Source organism: Paraburkholderia agricolaris (assembly GCF_009455635.1).
Lineage (GTDB): Bacteria > Pseudomonadota > Gammaproteobacteria > Burkholderiales > Burkholderiaceae > Paraburkholderia > Paraburkholderia agricolaris.
In genome coordinates this window covers 338,057-355,665 of the sequence record NZ_QPER01000001.1, presented here as the reverse complement: position 1 = coordinate 355,665, position 17,609 = coordinate 338,057, and the positions used below count along the sequence as shown (strand labels likewise).

Sequence of the window (17,609 nt, the reverse complement as noted above, 5' to 3'; positions counted from 1 at the left end):
GACTTTCTGAATACCTTCGTAACTACAGGGCGCAGCCACCGCTCGCGTAGCTGCCAGGTTCAGGCGGGCGACATATCAACGCCGCCACCCGAACCGGCAACCTTGCGGAACCGCGATTACTCGACGGTCGGCGGGTGCTCAAACGTATGGAACGGAGCCGGGCTCGGCACGGTCCATTCGAGGCCCGTTGCACCGTCCCACGGCTTGTCGCCAGCCTTTTCAAGTTCACCGCCGCCACGATAGGCCGGCAATGCAACCGCGAACAGGAAGTAGACCTGTGCCAGACCGAAGCCGAAAGCACCGATCGAGATCACCTGGTTCCAGTCCGTGAACTGTGCCGGGTAGTCGGCATAACGACGCGGCATACCTGCGAGGCCAACGAAGTGCATCGGCAGGAACGCGAGGTTGAAGAAGAACATCGACGCCCAGAAGTGGATCTTGCCGCGCGTTTCGTTGTACATCCAGCCGGTCCACTTCGGCGCCCAGTAGTACCACCCTGAGAACAGCGCGAAGAGCGAACCCGCAACAAGCACATAGTGGAAGTGGGCCACCACGAAATAAGTCCCGTGGTACTGGATATCCAGCGGCGCCATGGCGAGCATCAGGCCCGACAGACCGCCGAACGTGAACACCAGCAGGAAGCCCACCGCGAACAGCATCGGCGTTTCGAAGGACAGCGAACCGCGCCACATCGTCGCGACCCAGTTGAACACCTTCACGCCCGTCGGCACGGCGATCAGCATCGTCGCGTACATGAAGAACAACTGGCCCGTCACCGGCATGCCGGTTGCGAACATGTGGTGCGCCCAGACCATGAACGACAGAATCGCGATCGACGAGGTTGCGTACACCATCGAGCTGTAGCCAAACAGCGGCTTGCGCGAGAACGCCGGGATCACCTGCGACACGATCCCGAACGCCGGCAAGATCATGATGTACACCTCGGGGTGCCCGAAGAACCAGAAAATATGCTGGTACATCACCGGGTCGCCGCCGCCTGCCGCATTAAAGAACGACGTGCCGAAGTGGCGATCGAACAGCACCATGGTGATCGCGCCCGCCAGAACCGGCATCACGGCGATCAGCAGGTACGCGGTGATCAGCCATGTCCAGACGAACATCGGCATCTTCATCAGCGTGAGGCCAGGCGCGCGCATGTTCAGGATCGTCACGACGATGTTGATCCCGCCCATGATCGACGAAGCACCCATCAAGTGGATCGCGAAAATCGCGAAGTCCATGCCCGGGCCCATCTGCGTCGACAACGGCGCGTACAGCGTCCAGCCCGCGGCAGTCGCGCCGCCCGGTGCGAAGAACGAACCGACCAGCAACACCGCGGCCACCGGCAGCAGCCAGAAGCTGAAGTTGTTCATCCGCGCAAAAGCCATGTCCGAGGCGCCGATCTGCAGCGGCACCATCCAGTTCGCGAAGCCGACGAAGGCCGGCATGATCGCGCCGAACACCATGATCAGGCCGTGCATGGTGGTCAACTGGTTGAAGAACTCGGGGCGCATGATCTGCAGACCCGGTTCGAACAGTTCGGCACGGATCATCAGCGCCATCACGCCCCCGGAGAGGAACATGGTGAACGAGAAGATCAGGTACAGCGTACCGATGTCCTTGTGATTGGTTGCGAACAGCCACCGACGCCAGCCATGCGGCGTTTCGTGGGCATGGTCGCCGTGCACGTGCTCGTGGCCCGCGGTTACATCGTGTCCGATGCTAGACATGACAATCTCCTAATACGAATACTGCGGTGCTGACCATGAACACGTCAGGCAGCCGGGCTGATCTGGACACGCCGGGCTTCTTTCGCATCGCTGCCGCCCGTGATCGTTTCCGGCTTCTTTAAAATAATGTGATCTTCGGCAATGCCGGCTGCTTTCAGCGCGTCGCGCACGGCTTCGGCACGGGTCTTCGCAAGCTTCGCGTTGACTTCGGCAGAACCGGTGGCGTCGGTGAAGCCCGACAGCGTGAACTTCGCGTCCGGATGTGCCTTCGCGTAGGCCGCGGCTGCGTCGACCGCCGCTTTCGCGTCGGCCGGCAGCGTGCTCTTGCCGGTGTCGAAGTAGATGCTTGCCGGGAGTGCGGCCGCCGCTGCCGCCGCGCTATCCGAACCGGCCGCCGCTGCTTCCGTGCCCGAGGCGCCCGAAGCCGCCGCTGCACCCGAAGCCGCTTCTGCACCGCTCGCTGCCGCGCCTGCGTCGGCCAGATGATTACCGCCTTCCGGCAGCTTGCCGTTACGGGCGTCCGCAACCTGCTTCGGCTGGAGAATATCGCCGGTGTGGTTGCCCCACGAGTTACGTTCGTACGTGATGACCGAAGCGATTTCGACGTCGTTCAACGTCGGCGCCCACGAAGGCATCGCGTTCTTGCCCTTCAGCACCAGGCTGACGTGCTCGGCGATCGGACCGTTGGCGATCTTGCTGCCGTCCAGCGCCGGGAACACGCCTGCGCCCTTGCCGGTCGGCTGGTGGCAGACCGCGCAGTTCGCCGAATACACCTTGCCGCCGCGCTCCATCAACTCGGCCATCGTGTAGGTCTTGTTCGGGTCGTCCTGGCTCGCCGCCATTTTCTGCTTCTGCACGTCGACCCACTTCGCGTAGTCGTCTGCCGACAGCACTTCGACCACTACCGGCATGAACGCGTGTTCCTTGCCGCACAGTTCGGTACAGAAGCCGCGGAACGTGCCGGTCTTGTCAGCCTTGAACCACGTATCGCGCACGAAACCCGGGATCGCATCCTGCTTCACGCCGAACGCCGGCACGTACCAGGAGTGGACCACGTCGTTCGCGGTGGTGATGATGCGGATTTTCTTGTCGACCGGGACGACGAGCGGATTGTCGACTTCCTGCAGATACGTGGTGGAAATCGGCTGACGGCCATCGGTTTCCGCACGCGGCGTGGCCAGCGTGGACAGGAAGTTGATGCCTTCGCCCGGGCCCTTCACGTAGTCGTAGCCCCATTTCCACTGATAGCCGGTGACCTTGATGGTGAGGTCGGCATTCGTGGTGTCTTTCATCGCGACGACGGTCTTGGTGGCGGGGAGCGCCATCAGCACGACGATGATGAACGGCACGATCGTCCAGATGATTTCGACGGTGGTGCTTTCGTGGAAATTCGAAGCCTTGTGACCTTTCGATTTGCGGTGAGCAAAGATCGAATAGAACATCACGCCGAACACGCCGACGAAGATCACCAGGCAAAGAACCAGCATGAACATGTGGAGGCTGAAGAGCTCCTCAGCGATTTTTGTCGCAGGCGGCTGGAGATTGATCTCGTTGACGGCAGGGCCGCCCGGAACATCGCCCACTGCCAGGGCCGCACCGGCGAAAAGCAGTCCGCTCATCGCCAGCACGCCCATGAGGGCTCGCTTGATTGTTTTCATAGCTTCCTTACCCAAAATTTCCATTCAAACCCTCGACCCCGCTGGAAGGCTGTCTCACGCTCCCCGTGAACGCCGCGCGTCCCGATACGTCTAACAACGCGTGAGCCACATACGCAGTTCGCCTGCAAACTGCGCGCGCCGATACTGCGCGAGATGTTGCCCAATCATGATCGTCTGGCCGCGCGAGACCAGTTTGATCTGGTCACGCGGCGTTGCACCCGGTTCGATCCGCACCCAGCGCGGATTGAATTCGAACTGCGTGAGCCGCTCGGCGCTGACCTGCTCGATCACGAGCCGGTTCTGAAACAGCCGGACACGCTCGTAATCGACAGCATGACGCGCGTATATGGCAAACGCGATGCCCACCGCCAGCAATTCGATACCGGTGAACGGCAACACCAGCCAGGCGCCGACCAGAACCAGCATGAAAGCAATTGCCAACGAGAACAACGCAAGCGATACGTAGAAACATACAAACTGCCGCGGCGAAATCGAACAGTTGCGTTTCATCGTCCAGTCTTTGAGAACTGGTTCTGAATCCGCCAGCAGATCTGATGCTTCCATCGCTGCCTCCTGCCGACCCTCTCCAATCGCCGCCTGCGGCCATTACTCGCGACCGCTGAACGGCTCCTCCATCCACTCCGCGTCACGTCATATTGCAGCCCTGTACCTCGGGCCTGCCGCCCCAAATGTGGGAACTCCGGGCGACAAACTGACGCATTATAGGCGCGATCCATAGCATCCACAAGCAAGCCTCAATCGGCCCACAAGCCAGGTGCGACAAGCCTCCGCGCCGTTTTGACGCAGCTTTCACGCGTCTTTTGAAGCGGTAATTTCAGACATAACAGATGTCCTCTTTACCGCTTCACTGATTCCTCACCGGCTCCTCGACGAACCTCGTCCGATGTCCTCGATCCGCACGATCCCATGACCTTCGGCCGTGGTGCGCGGCACGGCTTTCCAGGCGTGTCCGTAGATTACTTCGAAGGTCAGCGCAATCGTGCCGTCGGGCCGCCGGCGAGCCTCGAGCGCCGCCAGCAAAGCCTTGTGCAGCCTACGCGCGACGGCATTCGAGCTGGCCTCGCGTTCGAACGGATAGGCGCCCCAGCGGCGCACGTCCGCGAGCAGCGACCCGGGCGACTTATACGTAATGGTGAGGGTTTCCTGGTCCATCACGGGAATCTCGAAACCGCTCTCGACCAGCATGTCTCCAAGGTCGTGCATGTCGACAAAGTCGATCACATGCTTGCGCGAAGCCACGCCGTGCGCCGCCTCGACCTCGGCGTAGGCGCCACGCAACTCCTTCAGCGAATCGGGGCCGAGCGTGCTGAACATCAGCAGGCCATTCACTTTCAGCACTCGTTGCCACTCGGGAAACACGACGTCGGGCCGCGAGTGCCAGTGCAAGGCAAGATTGGACCAGATGAATTCGAAGGCGCCGGCCGCGAACGGGAGGGCCGAGAAGTCAGCCTGGGCGAAACGCGGGCCGCGGGCGCCGAGCGCCTTGCCGAGCGTGGCCGGCAGAAAACGCCGCCAGCTCGTGTCGCCGGAATCGTGACGCAGCGCGCGGCTGAGCATGCCGTGCGACAGGTCGGTGCCGAACACCGGCGCCTCGGGGAAGCGTTCGCGCAATGCGGGGATGTCTTCGCCCGCGCCGCACCCAGCGTCGAGCACGCTCGCTGGCGTAACCTTGATGTAGTCGAGGCGCTCGCGCATGCGCTGCGCGATTTCGCGCGGCAGGAACGCCACGTTGTCGAAGCTAGCCGCACGGCGGTCGAAAATCTGCCTGAGGCGCCGGGAATCATAGGCCGGACGGCCAGATTGAGACGTAGTTGGGGGCATGGGTGTCGTACTGGCGTAGAGCACGAAGTATACTCGTTCGCTTCCTTCCATTCAGCGTGAAAGGCCTTCGCGGGCGGTCCAATCATGCCATTCCGAAAAAATTCCTTGTCTCCCGGCAGCGCGAACGGACGTTTTGCACGATTCACGCGTGGCTTGTATTCGGCATGGCCGCATATGGTGCACGCCGTGCTGCCCAACCTGTGCGCATTGTGCGGCAATTTGTCGCACAAGACGTTGTGCGCCGGTTGTGACGAGACTTATTGGAACGAAGGCAGGTTGCGTTGCACGGTATGCGCGGTCCCTCTGTCCGGAATGCGCTGGGCGGCTCACGCACACTATCGTTGTGCGGATTGCGTCGGCGAGCCGCCGCCGTTCGAGGCAACCTTGGCTCTCGCCGATTACCGCCAGCCGCTGGACGCACTGGCGCTTGGCCTGAAATTCCGCGCCCGGCTGATGCTGGCGCGCGAGTTCGCACAACGCCTTGCGCGTCTCGCGCAGGATACCTGGGTCGACGCGTCCGAAAAACCCGACGTGCTCGCCCCCGTGCCGCTGGCCAGCAAACGTCTGACCGAGCGCGGCTACAACCAGGCCTGGCAGATTGCCAGGCCCCTGGCCCGCGCGCTCAATGTGCGCAGCGACGCGACCTTGCTACATCGTGTGATCCACACCGCGCCTCAATCACGGCTCGACCTGGACGCACGCCGGCTGAATGTGGGCCGCGCGTTCACGGTCGCCAAGCCGGTGCAGGGCCTGCATGTCGGCATCGTCGATGACGTGATGACGACCGGCGCGACCCTCGAAGCCCTGGCACGTACGCTCAAAACAGCCGGTGCGCGGCGCGTCACCAACTTCGTCGCGCTGCGCACGCCGAAAAACTAGTCCCTACCTGAAGCCATCATGTTCAATGTCGTTCTCGTCGAACCGGAAATCCCGCCGAACACCGGCAACGTTATCCGCCTGTGCGCCAACACCGGCGCGCGCCTGCATCTGATCGAGCCGCTCGGCTTTCCGCTCGACGACGCCAAATTGCGCCGTGCCGGACTCGACTACCACGAGTATGCGCAGATGAACGTGCACGCCGATTGGGCAGCGTTCGTCGCCAGGGAAACACCCGATCCGGCGCGCATGTTCGCTTTCACCACCCGCGGCTCGGGACGGTTCCACGAGCACGCGTTTCAATCCGGCGACTGGTTCGTGTTCGGCGCCGAAACGCGCGGCCTGCCTGACACCGTGCTCGACCAGTTCGCCAACGAGCAGCGCGTGCGTCTGCCGATGCGGCCAGGCAACCGCAGCCTGAATCTCTCGAACACGGTTGCCGTAGTCGTGTTCGAAGCCTGGCGTCAGACCGGTTTCGACGGCGGCGCCTGACGGCGCTCCAATTCAGCTTCGTAGAGCGCGAGCATGGTGTCGTCGAAGCAGGCGAATATCACACTCCCGATTTTCGGCGTGCGCGGCAAGGTTTCGAGCACGGTGCCAACGGCGATCTTCACTGCTTCGTCGGCGGGAAAATGATAGATGCCGCAACTAATCGCGGGAAACGCAATGCTCGTGCAGTGCGCCTGATACGCCACTTCGAGCGCGCGCTGGTAGCAGGAGGCGAGAAGGTCTGCCTCACCGTGCCCACCGCCTCGCCACACCGGGCCAACCGCGTGAATCACATGTTTGGCCGGCAAACGGTAGCCGCCGGTGATCTTCGCGTCGCCGGTTGCGCAGCCGTCGAGCGTCTCGCACTCATGCAGCAGTTCCTTGCCGGCTGCACGGTGAATCGCGCCATCCACGCCACCGCCCCCTAGCAACGAGGTATTCGCGGCGTTGACGATCGCATCCACCGCGAGTGTCGTGATATCGACCCGGCGCGCTTCCAGTGTGCAATTGTTGAAACTGGGCATGGGAACCTCGCTGGTCCGAAGCGTCGATTAAACGTGGACAGCGATAGCGGGCAGCCGTTCAGCGCTTTTCGCGCTAAACGGCTGAAAGACAAGACTTATTCTGCTTTCGAATCGCGCCGCAGCAGGGCGCTGACGGCGTCGCGAGGTGCTACACCGTCGAACAGCACGGCGCAGACTGCCTGCGTGATCGGCATCTCGATCGCATGAGCGCGAGCAATCGCCAGCACGGCTTGTGCACAACGCACGCCCTCGGCCACGTGACCGAGTGCACCGAGGATATCGTCGAGCGTACGGCCTGCGGCGAGCTGCACGCCGACTGTGCGATTGCGCGACAGATCGCCCGTGGCGGTCAGGATCAGATCGCCCAGCCCGGTCAGGCCGGTGAACGTCTCCGCTCGTCCGCCGAGCGTCACGCCAAGGCGCGACATTTCCGCCAGGCCACGCGTGATCAGCGCCGCACGGGCGTTGAGACCGAGGCCGAGGCCATCGGCAATACCCGTGGCAATCGCCAGCACGTTCTTCACCGCGCCGCCCACCTCCACGCCGACGATGTCGTCGCCGGTATAGATACGCATGGCGCCATGATGGAACGCGGCCACCGTGCGTTCGCGGCACGTCAACGACGTACTCGCGATCGTCAGCGCGACCGGCAAGCCCTGCCCGACTTCGCGCGCGAAGCTCGGACCCGACAGCACGCCGTTGCTGCCATGTCCCGGCAATTCAGCCGCGACCACCTGATGCGGCAACAACTGCGAGTCGGCTTCGAAACCTTTGCACAACCACACTACGTGCGCCGGCACCTTGCCCGCGTCGTGCATCGCCCGGAACAGACCCCGCAGACCGGCAACCGGTGTTGCCACGACGCACAACGCGTCGTCGGCAAGCGCGTGGTCGAGCGCGGCGTTCAGATCCGTTTCATAGCGAAGGGACGGCGGCAAAGCAACGCCCGCCAGATAGCGGGCGTTTTCGTGCGAAGCGGAGAGATCGGCGATGAGCGCGGGTTCGCGCGCCCACAGCACCGTGTCGTGCCGCGCGGCCAGATGGCCGGCGAGGGCTGTGCCCCATGCACCGGCGCCGAGGACAGCAACCTTCATAGCCGGCACCGAACGGACGCGTTAATGCGTGACGCCGTTTTGCACCGCGCCTTCCTGGCCGCCCATTTGCGCGAGACGTTGCTCGTACAGCGCCTGGAAGTTGATTTCGGCGAGGTGGATCGGCGGGAAGCCTGCACGGGTGATCGCGTCGGCGATGTTCGAGCGCAGGTACGGGAACAGGATCGTCGGGCAGGCAATGCCGACCAGCGGGTCGATCTGTTCAGCCGGAATGTTGCGGATGTCGAAAATGCCGGCTTGCTTGGCTTCGATCAGGAACGCAACCTTGTCCGACACCTTGGCCGTGACCGTGCCCGTCACGAGGATTTCGAACACGGTGTCGGCGAGGCGTTCGGCCTTCACATCGACTTCGACTTCAACCGACGGCATTTCCTGCTCGAGGAAGATGCCCGGCGAATTCGGCTGCTCGAGCGACATGTCCTTCAGGTAGATGCGCTGGATGTTGAAAAACGGCTGATTGTTCTCGTCGGACATGATTGAGTGATTCCCTGATAGGTATGCATGGCGGCGGCCCATGGCTTCACGGACCGCCAGATCGTTGCGGCGCATCGCCTGCCCTGGCAGGGCCGACACGCGCCGACTTGTATTTCATCCGCCCCACTCGCGCGCTAGCCGGCGCATGAGCAAGGCAGCTTCGTTCAGGCAGCTTCGAGCAAAGGCATCAAACCGCCCGCGCGATCGAGCGCGGACAGATCATCGTACCCGCCGACATGCGTCTCGCCGATGAACACCTGAGGCACCGTGCGCCGACCGGTCCGGGTCATCATTTCTTCGCGACGGGCCGGGTCTTTGTCGATCAGTACCTTTTCAACGTGCTCGACGCCGCGCGACTTTAAAAGACGTTCGGCCATCTGGCAATACGGGCACACCTGCGTGCTGTACATGATCACTTTGTTCACTTGGCTGCTCCTTGTTTCACAACCGGCATACCGGCCTTCTGCCAGGCGTCGACACCGCCGTCGAGAACATGCACTTCGCCGTATCCCGCATCCTGCACGATACGCGCTGCCTTGTTCGACTGCTGGCCGGTCTGGCACACCAGCAACACCGGGTTGTTCTTGTTCTTCACGAGTTGCGCGACTTTCGCCTGCAACTCTGCAAATTCAAGGTTCCGCGCCGCGGGCAGATGGCCCTTGGCAAAATCGGCGGACGAACGCAGATCGATGACCGCCGCATTGCGCCGGTTGATCAGCTGGGTCGCCTCAGCGGCCGACAGGCCACCGCGGCCACGCCGGCTGATCGTTGGCCACAGCAGCAACCCACCGGAGATGAGGACGATTGCGATCAGTACAAGGTTTGTGTAATCAGTGAAAAACTTCACGGAAAATCCGCCGAAAAAGAGAGAAATCGAAAAGGGCAATCCACCCATTATAAAATAACCGTCTGACGCGATGGCGGCGCTCCTTTAGAGGACCCTCGCAACGCTTTACCGCTTCCTTACTACCGACCGGCAATCTCATGTACAAACTCGTTCTCATCCGCCACGGCGAATCGACGTGGAACAAGGAAAACCGCTTCACGGGCTGGGTCGACGTCGACCTGACCGAGCAGGGCAATCGTGAAGCGCAGCAAGCGGGCGTGCTGCTGAAGGAATCGGGCTACACGTTCGATATCGCCTACACGTCAGTGCTCAAGCGCGCGATCCGCACCTTGTGGCACGTGCAGGATCAGATGGACCTGATGTATCTGCCGGTCGTGCATTCATGGCGCCTGAACGAACGCCACTACGGTGCGCTGTCGGGTCTGAACAAGGCGGAAACCGCCGCCAAGTTCGGCGACGAGCAGGTGCTGGTCTGGCGCCGCAGCTACGATACGCCGCCGCCGGCGCTGGAACCGGCAGACGAACGCGCGCCCTACAACGATTCGCGCTACGCCAAGGTGCCGCGCGAGCAGTTGCCGCTCACCGAGTGCCTGAAAGACACCGTCGCGCGCGTTTTGCCGCTGTGGAACGAGTCGATTGCGCCGGCCATCAAGTCGGGCCGCAAGGTCGTGATCGCCGCGCACGGCAACTCGATCCGCGCCATGGTGAAGTACCTCGACAACATTTCGGACGAAGACATCGTCGGCCTGAACATTCCAAACGGCGTGCCGCTCGTCTATGAGCTCGACGAAAACCTGAAGCCGATCAAGCACTACTATCTGGGCGACCAGGACGCGATCGCCAAGGCGCAAGCCGCCGTGGCCAAGCAAGGCAAAGCGGGCTAAGCCCGTTCTCGAGCCGCAACCCTGCGCCGAAAAATGCCGCGGGGTTGCCGCTGGGTTGCCGCTGGGTTGCCGCTGGGTTGCCGAAGACGGGCCGGGGCGCGGCCCGCATGGCTCGCGCGCCATCTGGCTGCCATCTTACTGTTACCGCACATTACTTCATCATCGCAGCGCCGCTCTCACGAACCAGGCCTGACCCGGGCTGTCGAAGCACGATAGCCTGTGCTGCGCCCTGACTGGGCGAGTGTGCAGTTATACTTGTCCGTCCCCATCTCTATCGACGCTGCCACGCGCTTCCGACCGCAACAGACTCTATGCGAAAGAACCTGAAAAATATCGGCCTGATTGCCGCGGGCCTTGCTACCGGCGTATTCGCCACCCTGCAACTCTCCGCCTCGGCCCAGCAACCCGCCAGCGCCGCCTCGAGCGCCGTTGCACCGCTGCCGCTGGACCAACTCAGGCTGTTTGCCGAAGTTTTCGGGCAAATCAAGCATGAATACGTCGAACCGGTCGACGACAAGAAGCTCCTCACCGCCGCCATCAAGGGCATGGTGTCGAGCCTCGACCCGCACTCGTCGTATCTCGACAAGACCGATTACGAAGAACTGCAGGAGCAGACCAAGGGTCGCTTCGCGGGTCTCGGCATCGAAATTTCGTCCGAAGACGGCCTGATCAAGGTGATCTCGCCGATTGAAGACACGCCTGCCTTCCGCGCCGGTATCCGTCCGGGCGACCTGATCACCCGCATCAACGACAAACCTGTGCGCGGCATGACGCTCGACCAGGCCGTCAAGCAAATGCGCGGCGATCCCGGCACCAAGGTCACGCTGACCATCTTCCGCAAGACCGACGACCGCACGTTCCCGCTCACGGTGACGCGCGCGATCATCAAGGTCCAGTCGGTCAAGATGAAGATCCTGGCGCCAGGCTACGCATATATCCGCATCACCAGCTTCCAGGAACGCACCACGCCTGATCTGGCCGCGAAGCTGCAGGACATCGCCCGTCAACAGCCGAACCTGAAGGGCCTCGTGCTCGATCTGCGCAATAACGGCGGCGGTCTGCTGCAAAGTGCGGTTGGCGTTGCCGGCGCGTTCCTGCCGCCGAATTCGGTGGTGGTGTCCACCAACGGCCAGATTCCGGATTCGAAGCAGGTCTATCGCGACACCTACGATAACTACCGCCTGCAATCGTTCGACAGCGATCCGCTGAAAGACGAAGCACCGATCTTCAAGACTGTGCCGATGATCGTGCTGACCAACGCCTACTCGGCATCGGCTTCGGAAATCGTCGCGGGCGCGCTGCAGGACCAGCATCGTGCGCTGATCGTCGGCAAGACCACGTTCGGCAAGGGTTCGGTGCAAACCGTCCGCCCGATGACGGCCGACACGGCCCTGCGTCTGACCACGGCGTACTACTACACGCCGAGCGGCCGTTCGATCCAGAACAAGGGCATCCGTCCTGACATCGCGGTCGATCAGTACGCGGAAGGCGATCCGGACGACGCACTCGTTACCCGCGAAGTCGACTACTCGAACCACCTTGCGAACACGCAGGATCCGAACGAGAAGAAGGAAGCGGAACAGCGCGAACAGGAGCGCATGGACCAACTGCGCCAGCTTGAAGAGCAGAACGACAAGAAGACGCCGGAACAGCGTCAGAAGGATCGTGAACGCAAGCCGGTCGAGTTCGGTTCGCCCGACGACTTCATGCTGCAACAGGCGCTGAACAAGCTGGAAGGCAAGCCGGTTCAGGAATCGAAGTCGCTGACTGAGCGGCGTCTGGCGCAGAACAAGCCGGCAACGTCGGCGTCCGCGCCGGTCGCGGTGAAGCCGACGCAACCGGTGCCGGGCGCTTCGGGCCCGGTCCCGGCCTCGGCGCCTGCTACGCAAAGCAACTAAGCGGCAAGCCCAACGTGCCCTCGCAGTCTGTTCGGCTGCGAGCGCACGTCGCTGTGGACGCTGGAGCATGCATCGCAATACGTAGCGCAATACCCAACCCCAGCACCAGCACGAACACCCACGTCCTCGCGCGATTAAAATAACGAAAACGCGCATGGCAGGCCGCCGGCCCTGCTCTTCATTGCGCGACACTCCACGCGCCCCGCCATGAACGACGATCAACTCCTCCGCTATTCCCGCCATATCCTCGTCGACGAAATCGGCATCGAGGCGCAGCAGCGCTTTATCGACGCGCACGCGATCATCGTCGGTGCGGGCGGTCTGGGCTCGCCTGCGGCGATGTATCTGGCGGCGGCAGGCGTCGGTCGCCTGACGCTGGTCGATGCCGATACGGTCGACCTGACCAATCTGCAGCGGCAGATTCTGCACGTGAGCGCGTCGGTCGGGCGCAAGAAGGTGGAGTCCGGGCGCGACGCGATCGCCCAGATCAATCCCGAGGTGGTGGTGAACGCGGTAGCCGAACGTGTCGACGATGCGTGGCTCGATCGCGAGGTGCCGCACGCCACCGTCGTGCTGGATTGCACCGACAACTTCGCGACCCGCCACGCGATCAACCGGGCATGCGTAAAACACGGCGTGCCGCTGGTGTCGGGTGCGGCGTTGCGCTTCGACGGCCAGATCAGCACCTTCGATTTCCGCGACGAAACGTCGCCCTGCTATGCGTGCGTGTTCCCTGAAGATCAGCCGTTCGAGGAAGTCGCGTGCTCGACCATGGGCGTGTTCGCGCCCACGGTCGGCATCATTGGTTCAATGCAGGCCGCTGAAGCGCTAAAAGTGATCGGCGAAATCGGCACGCCGCTGGTGGGCCGCCTCACGATGCTCGATTCGCTGCGAATGGAATGGAACACGATGCGCATTGCGCGCCAGCCGGATTGCCCGGTATGTGGGCAACGGCATCACGTTTGAGTCCGAACGAGACCCGAATAAAAAACGCCGCACATGTGCGGCGTTTTCCGTTTGAACCTAAGCAATCTTCAGTTTCAAGCCAGCACCACACGCTTGAGGGCCGCCTGTACTTCTTCCGGTTCGAACGAAGCCAGCACGTCGGCCACCGGCTTCTCGAGCGTCTTCAGATGCGAGCGCAGGACTTCCTGCTTGACCACCAGCAACTGGCTCGGATGCATCGAAAACTCGGTGAGACCCATGCCGAGCAACAGACGCGTCAACGCCGGATCGCCCGCCATCTCGCCGCATACCGACACCGGCACCCCCGCCCGCTTCGCCTCACGCAGCGTAAAGGCGATCAGATGCAGCACCGCCGGATGCAGCGGGTCGTATAGATGCGCGACGGAGTTATCCGCGCGATCGATCGCCAGCGTGTACTGGATCAGATCGTTCGTGCCGATCGACAGAAAATCCAGCCGCTTGAGAAACAGCGGCAACGCAATCGCGGCAGCCGGAATCTCGATCATCGCGCCAACCTGCACGTTCGGATCGTAGGCGATGCCGGCATCGTCAAGCTGCCGCTTGGCTTCGCGAATCAGATCGAGCGTCTGATCGATCTCCTGCGCATGCGCGAGCATCGGAATCAGAATCTTCACCTTGCCGAACGCCGACGCGCGGAGAATCGCACGCAACTGCGTCAGGAACATCTGCGGCTCGGAGAGGCTCCAGCGAATCGCTCTGAGCCCCAAAGCGGGGTTCGGTGCGGTTTCGTAGCCGTCGCCGCCTCCCATCGAATCGAGTGGCTTGTCGGCGCCGACGTCGATCGTACGGATCGTTACCGGCAAGCCGTTCATCAGCTCGACCGCGCGCCGGTAGGCTGCAAACTGCTCCTCCTCTTCCGGCATGTGGTGCTTGTGATTCATGAACAGAAACTCGGTGCGGAACAGGCCCACCCCGGTCGCGCCGGAATCGACCGCTGCGCGCGCGTCCTCCGGCAATTCGATGTTCGCGCACAGTTCAATACGCGTGCCGCACAGCGTCTGCGTGGGCGAGAACTTCAGCCGTTGCAGCTTGCGCTGCTCAAGCGCCTTTTCGCTCTGCCGGTATGAGTACTCTTCCAGCACGATCGGCGCGGGATCGACGATCACAATGCCGTGATCGCCGTCGACAATGATCAGGTCGTCCTGCCGGATCAGCGCGCTCGCATGCTGCACGCCGACCGCCGCCGGAATGCCGAGACTGCGCGCGACGATCGCCGTATGCGAGGTCCGTCCGCCCAGATCGGTGACGAAACCCTGAAACGTTTGCGTTTTGAATTGCATCATGTCGGCCGGCGCGATGTCGTGCGCGACCACAATCATCTCGTCACAGGTACCGTGCACGCCGTCCACCAGCGCCCCCGTCGCGCCGGCGAGCGCCTTCAGCACGCGCTCGACCACCTGTTCGATGTCCGCTTTGCGTTCACGCAGGTATTCGTCTTCGATATCGTCGAAATGGCGCGACAGGCGCTCGAGTTGTTCGGTCAGCGCCCACTCGACGTTGTAGCGGCGCGTGCGGATCAGGTCGATGGTTTCCTGCACGAGCATCGCATCGTTCAGGATCATTGAATGAACGTTGATGAACGCGCCCATTTCGCTCGGCGCATCCGCGGCAAGATCGGCGCGCAACGCGTCGAGTTCTTGATGCACCTGTTGCTGGGCCGTGCGGAAACGCTCGATCTCGCCCTCGATCTGGGCGGGTTCGATCAAATAGTGGTCTACGTCAAGTGCAGCCGGGGCGATCAGATAAGCCCGCCCGATGGCGATACCGCGTGACACGGGAATTCCATGCAGCGTGAATGACACGCGCACCTCCTCTAGTTGTGTGATGCCGCGGCAAACCGCTGCAATGCTCTCAGACTCTCATTGTCATTATAAATTCCGCGCCCTTTGCAAGTACGTCGGGGCTGTGTGCAGCGCAGCACGAAATACCGTAAGCGGCCACGACAATGCGCCTTCATTGGCCCGGCGTTCCGGCAACGCTCCCCACGCGCCGCCGGCACTATCGGCTCATGCGCCTTCGCACCGCTCGTGCACTACTCTTGCACGATTGTCTCGCGCTAAAAAAAATGCCGCGGACAGCCGCGGCATTTTGCTTCAGGCAAAGAGAACGCGCGAATTCACTGACCTTCGCCAAATTTATCGGCAATCAGTTTCAGCAATGCGTCCATTGCCTCTTTCTCGTCGGTGCCCTCGGTTTCGATCAGCACCGTGCTGCCTATACCCGCGGCCAGCATCATCACACCCATGATGCTCTTGGCGTTGATACGGCGGCCATTGCGGCTCATCCAGATTTCCGCCTGGTAGTTGCCCGCGAGTTGCGTCAACTTGGCCGACGCGCGCGCGTGCAGCCCCAGCTTGTTCACAATAGTCGTTTCCTGTTGCAGCATGTGATGGTCCGAAGCGCGGGTGAATGTTGTGGTGAAAGGTGAAACTGCAAACCAGCTGCAATCGGGCCGCAACCCGATCGCAATCGTTTAAAACCGTACGGTCCGCTTACAACCCGGTCGAGCCCACTTTCTGGGTCAGGTCGGCCTCGGGTGGCAACGCGGGCAAACAGTCGCCGGATCCCGCGGGAGGCGCAACCGGTGCCGGCGTGGCAGGTCCGATTGCATGCACGCCCTTGGTGGCTCCGGCGAGCGCCTTGTCGACCAGCGTGTCGAGCGGCGTGGCGCGATAACAGACCGCGCGCACCAGCATCGGCAGATTGACGCCGCACAGCACGCGGACGTTCGGCACCGAGGCGAGTCGCCCGGCGATATTCGCCGGCGTGGCGCCAAACATGTCAGTGAGCACGAGCGCGCCGTTTTCTTCCTTGAGCCGCTCGATCTCCGAATGCGCGAATGCAACCTGCTGTGCCGGATCGCAATCCGGCGATACGTCGATCACACCGATACGCGCCGGCAAGCCACCGTAAATGTGCGAAATACAATCGCGCAACGCGGTGGCGAACGGAGCGTGCGCAATGATCAGAATGCCTGCCATGTCAGCCTTACTGCAAAAGATCGGCCCCGAACCGTGGACCGGGACGAAACCCGGTTCGTAAGCACCCTCGACCGGCCGTGGGTCGGGAGCGCCGGAACGCACTATCTGGCGAGCGGCCCGCGTCGCCTGATGCCGCGACGGCGTTGGCGGAAAACAACTCGCCTACAGTCCGCAATCCATGCCTGCAGCGCCTCGCAGACGCCCTCGATGCGGCTTGGTGCGGGAGAGCGGGCATTGTATCAGGCTCATTTTCGCGCCAAAGCCGGTGTCTCGCTTGATGCGGATTTACTACACAGTTTGGGGGCCATGGCGGCCATTCAAGGGTTGCGCCTCAGTTGCGCCTCAAGCTGCCGCGCGCTCCAGCGCGTCGATGAACATCGCCGCGACGTCGAAGCCGGTCTGATCCATGATCTCGCGGAAACATGTCGGGCTCGTCACGTTCACCTCGGTGAGCCAGTCGCCGATCGCGTCCAGCCCGACCAGCAGCAGACCGCGTGCGGCGAGCACCGGCGCGAGCGTGTCGGCGATCTTGCGGTCGTGCTCAGTGAGCGGTCGAGCCACGCCCAGTCCGCCAGCCGCCAGATTGCCGCGCACCTCATTACCCTGAGGAATCCGCGCGAGCGAAAACGGCACCGCTTCGCCGCCGATCAGCAGAATGCGCTTGTCGCCTTCCTTGATTTCGGGGATGAATTTTTGCGCCATCACCGAGCGCGCGCCGTCGTGGCTCAGCATTTCGATGATCGAGCCCAGATTCATGCCGTCGGCCTTCACGCGAAACACGCCCATGCCGCCCATGCCGTCGAGCGGCTTCAGGATCACGTCGCCGTGTTCTTCATGGAAAGCGCGCAAGCGGGCGGCGTCGCGCGTCACCAAGGTCGGCGCCACGAATTGCGCAAACTCGCCGATCGCCAGTTTTTCCGAATGATCGCGAATCGCCTGCGGCTTGTTGAAGATGCGCGCGCCGCCGCGCTCGGCCATTTCCAGCAGCCAGGTCGACGTCACGTATTCCATATCGAACGGCGGGTCTTTACGCATCACCACCGCGCTGAATTGTTTCAGCGAACGCGGCGCGGCTGCTTCGGCGGCGTACCAGGTATCGCGATGCAGGTCCGTCACGTCGCCGACGATCGCAAAGCGCTGCACGTTCGCCTCGACGTCGCCGCCTGTCCACGCCAGATGCTTCGGCTCGCAGGTGTAAAGCGTATGGCCACGGCGCGCGGCTTCGGCCATCATCGCGTAGGTCGAGTCTTTGTAGATCTTGAACTGCGTAAGCGGATCGGCGATGAAAAGAATGTCCATGAGGATTC

The 17,609-nt window shown here is 62.4% G+C and carries 18 protein-coding genes; 5 read left to right on the top strand and 13 right to left on the bottom strand.

Annotation, left to right across the window (positions count from 1 at the left end):
• Positions 1 to 116 precede the first annotated feature (116 nt).
• The 4 genes from ctaD to GH665_RS01555 all read right to left on the bottom strand — a co-directional run bounded on the left by ctaD (position 117) and on the right by GH665_RS01555 (position 5,230).
• Complete coding sequence (ctaD, locus tag GH665_RS01570) at positions 117 to 1,730, bottom strand: cytochrome c oxidase subunit I (RefSeq protein WP_120297519.1); 1,614 nt, start codon at positions 1,728 to 1,730, stop codon at positions 117 to 119.
• 44 nt (positions 1,731 to 1,774) lie between these two features.
• Entirely contained in the window at positions 1,775 to 3,412 is a 1,638-nt protein-coding gene (gene coxB, locus GH665_RS01565; protein WP_153134397.1) for a cytochrome c oxidase subunit II, read from the bottom strand.
• Positions 3,413 to 3,478: 66 nt separating this feature from the next.
• The gene (locus tag GH665_RS01560) at positions 3,479 to 3,952 is read right to left on the bottom strand and encodes a DUF2244 domain-containing protein (RefSeq protein ID WP_063494650.1); all 474 of its coding nucleotides are present in this window, start codon (positions 3,950 to 3,952) and stop codon (positions 3,479 to 3,481) included.
• A 312-nt stretch (positions 3,953 to 4,264) separates the two neighbouring features.
• Entirely contained in the window at positions 4,265 to 5,230 is a 966-nt protein-coding gene (locus GH665_RS01555) for a methyltransferase domain-containing protein (protein WP_153138164.1), read from the bottom strand.
• An 84-nt stretch (positions 5,231 to 5,314) separates the two neighbouring features.
• On the opposite strand from GH665_RS01555, the gene GH665_RS01550 reads away from it, so the two are divergent.
• Together GH665_RS01550 and trmL are read left to right on the top strand one after the other, a co-directional pair.
• Positions 5,315 to 6,109 carry a ComF family protein gene (locus tag GH665_RS01550; protein ID WP_153134396.1) on the top strand — a complete coding sequence of 265 codons (795 nt, stop codon included), beginning with the start codon at positions 5,315 to 5,317 and terminating at the stop codon, positions 6,107 to 6,109.
• Between the two features lie 18 nt (positions 6,110 to 6,127).
• Entirely contained in the window at positions 6,128 to 6,598 is a 471-nt protein-coding gene (trmL, locus tag GH665_RS01545) for a tRNA (uridine(34)/cytosine(34)/5-carboxymethylaminomethyluridine(34)-2'-O)-methyltransferase TrmL (protein ID WP_153134395.1), read from the top strand.
• Here the strand turns inward: trmL and GH665_RS01540 are convergent.
• From GH665_RS01540 to GH665_RS01520, 5 genes are all read right to left on the bottom strand, one after another.
• Positions 6,571 to 7,119 (bottom strand): O-acetyl-ADP-ribose deacetylase, encoded by a 549-nt coding sequence (locus GH665_RS01540; RefSeq protein WP_153134394.1) that lies wholly within the window; start codon positions 7,117 to 7,119, stop codon positions 6,571 to 6,573. The genes trmL and GH665_RS01540 overlap by 28 nt on opposite strands.
• Positions 7,120 to 7,214: 95 nt before the next feature.
• Positions 7,215 to 8,213 (bottom strand): NAD(P)H-dependent glycerol-3-phosphate dehydrogenase, encoded by a 999-nt coding sequence (locus tag GH665_RS01535; RefSeq protein ID WP_153134393.1) that lies wholly within the window; start codon positions 8,211 to 8,213, stop codon positions 7,215 to 7,217.
• Between the two features lie 21 nt (positions 8,214 to 8,234).
• Complete coding sequence (gene secB, locus GH665_RS01530; protein ID WP_028199036.1) at positions 8,235 to 8,705, bottom strand: protein-export chaperone SecB; 471 nt, start codon at positions 8,703 to 8,705, stop codon at positions 8,235 to 8,237.
• 164 nt (positions 8,706 to 8,869) lie between these two features.
• Positions 8,870 to 9,130, bottom strand: coding sequence for a glutaredoxin 3 (grxC, locus tag GH665_RS01525; protein WP_028199035.1), 261 nt, complete (start codon positions 9,128 to 9,130; stop codon positions 8,870 to 8,872).
• Entirely contained in the window at positions 9,127 to 9,552 is a 426-nt protein-coding gene (locus GH665_RS01520; RefSeq protein ID WP_097393512.1) for a rhodanese-like domain-containing protein, read from the bottom strand. Before GH665_RS01520 ends, grxC begins: the two co-directional genes overlap by 4 nt.
• A gap of 137 nt (positions 9,553 to 9,689) precedes the next feature.
• On the opposite strand from GH665_RS01520, the gene gpmA reads away from it, so the two are divergent.
• The 3 genes from gpmA to GH665_RS01505 all read left to right on the top strand — a co-directional run bounded on the left by gpmA (position 9,690) and on the right by GH665_RS01505 (position 13,300).
• On the top strand, positions 9,690 to 10,436 hold the full coding sequence (gpmA, locus tag GH665_RS01515) for a 2,3-diphosphoglycerate-dependent phosphoglycerate mutase (RefSeq protein WP_153134392.1): 747 nt from the start codon (positions 9,690 to 9,692) through the stop codon (positions 10,434 to 10,436).
• A gap of 311 nt (positions 10,437 to 10,747) precedes the next feature.
• Positions 10,748 to 12,334 (top strand): S41 family peptidase, encoded by a 1,587-nt coding sequence (locus tag GH665_RS01510; protein ID WP_153134391.1) that lies wholly within the window; start codon positions 10,748 to 10,750, stop codon positions 12,332 to 12,334.
• 207 nt (positions 12,335 to 12,541) lie between these two features.
• Positions 12,542 to 13,300, top strand: a complete 759-nt coding sequence (locus GH665_RS01505) for a HesA/MoeB/ThiF family protein (RefSeq protein ID WP_153134390.1) — start codon at positions 12,542 to 12,544, stop codon at positions 13,298 to 13,300.
• Between the two features lie 74 nt (positions 13,301 to 13,374).
• Here the strand turns inward: GH665_RS01505 and ptsP are convergent, their stop codons facing one another.
• From ptsP to gshB, 4 genes are all read right to left on the bottom strand, one after another.
• Positions 13,375 to 15,123: a phosphoenolpyruvate--protein phosphotransferase gene (ptsP, locus tag GH665_RS01500; RefSeq protein ID WP_153134389.1), complete on the bottom strand. Its 1,749-nt coding sequence runs from the start codon at positions 15,121 to 15,123 to the stop codon at positions 13,375 to 13,377.
• A gap of 314 nt (positions 15,124 to 15,437) precedes the next feature.
• Entirely contained in the window at positions 15,438 to 15,707 is a 270-nt protein-coding gene (locus GH665_RS01495) for an HPr family phosphocarrier protein (RefSeq protein ID WP_054035732.1), read from the bottom strand.
• Between the two features lie 106 nt (positions 15,708 to 15,813).
• A complete protein-coding gene (locus GH665_RS01490) occupies positions 15,814 to 16,302 on the bottom strand; it encodes a PTS sugar transporter subunit IIA (protein WP_028199029.1) in 489 nt (162 codons plus the stop codon).
• A gap of 342 nt (positions 16,303 to 16,644) precedes the next feature.
• Positions 16,645 to 17,601: a glutathione synthase gene (gene gshB / locus GH665_RS01485; RefSeq protein WP_028199028.1), complete on the bottom strand. Its 957-nt coding sequence runs from the start codon at positions 17,599 to 17,601 to the stop codon at positions 16,645 to 16,647.
• Between the last annotated feature and the right edge of the window lie 8 nt (positions 17,602 to 17,609).